Consider the following 832-nt stretch of genomic DNA (forward strand, 5'->3'; position numbering starts at 1 on the left):
GACCGCCTCTCCCCCTTGAACGAACATCGACGCCGGCGCACGCCGGCACCATGAAGCGAGATCCGCTTGCGATCTCGCCCCGCCATGTGGGTCGTCACCTTGGGCCAAGACCGCTTGCGGGCTTGGGGAGCGAAGCGAGTAGGGCCACGGTGCCGCGCCAGCGGCAGGCGCATGTCCCCTGCCTGGATTGAAATTGTTGCTCAACTGAGCTACATCATGGGGGATTGACCAAGGAGGTTCCAATGGCCGCTACCGCTTTCGTGCGCGCGCGCATCGACGAAACAGTGAAGGATGAAGCCGCCGCCGTGCTGGCCGAGCTGGGGCTGACCGTCTCGGATGTGGTCCGCATGACCCTCACGCGGGTCGCCAAGGATCATGCGTTGCCGTTCGAGCTGAAGGTGCCGAACGCCGAGACGCGCGCCGCGATCGAGGCGTCCCGCGCGACGATGAAGGCCCGCCGCGCCCGTTTCACCGATGCTCAGGAACTATTCGATGCCCTCGACCAAGAAGCCCGCCAGCAGTAAGCGGGCTTCGTTCCCAAGAGAGGCGTCCTACGAAAAAAGGTTCGTCAAGGATTGGGAGCGGCTGTCGCGCAGCGGGCGCTACAACATGAAACAGCTCAAGGAGGCGATGATGATGCTCATCGCCAACGATGCGCCGTTAGGCCCGGAATGGCTGGATCATCCGCTGAAAGGCGATTGGAGCGATCATCGCGAGTGCCATATCGGCGGCGATTTCCTGCTGATCTATACGATTGAGGGGAATCTGGTGAACTTCGTGCGCGCCGGCACTCATGCGGAACTGTTTGAATAGCCATGCGCGTAATCTTCAT

2 protein-coding genes are annotated in these 832 nt (G+C 61.9%); both read left to right on the top strand.

Annotated features, from left to right (window positions below; all coding sequences use genetic code 11):
* Positions 1-242 precede the first annotated feature (242 nt).
* Positions 243-524 (top strand): type II toxin-antitoxin system RelB/DinJ family antitoxin, encoded by a 282-nt coding sequence (locus AX681_RS03210; protein ID WP_066550599.1) that lies wholly within the window; start codon positions 243-245, stop codon positions 522-524.
* Positions 493-813 carry a type II toxin-antitoxin system YafQ family toxin gene (locus AX681_RS03215; RefSeq protein WP_044663647.1) on the top strand — a complete coding sequence of 107 codons (321 nt, stop codon included), beginning with the start codon at positions 493-495 and terminating at the stop codon, positions 811-813. The genes AX681_RS03210 and AX681_RS03215 overlap by 32 nt, the downstream gene beginning before the upstream one ends.
* The last annotated feature ends 19 nt before the right edge of the window (positions 814-832 follow it).

The organism is Sphingomonas sp. CCH9-E2, assembly GCF_001557215.1.
Lineage (GTDB): Bacteria > Pseudomonadota > Alphaproteobacteria > Sphingomonadales > Sphingomonadaceae > Sphingomonas.

Excerpts from the sequence above, each read along its gene's own strand:
- AX681_RS03210 (WP_066550599.1), top strand. The coding sequence starts at position 243 with ATGGCCGCTACCGCTTTCGTGCGCGCGCGCATCGACGAAACAGTGAAG.
- AX681_RS03215 (WP_044663647.1), top strand. The coding sequence starts at position 493 with ATGCCCTCGACCAAGAAGCCCGCCAGCAGTAAGCGGGCTTCGTTCCCA.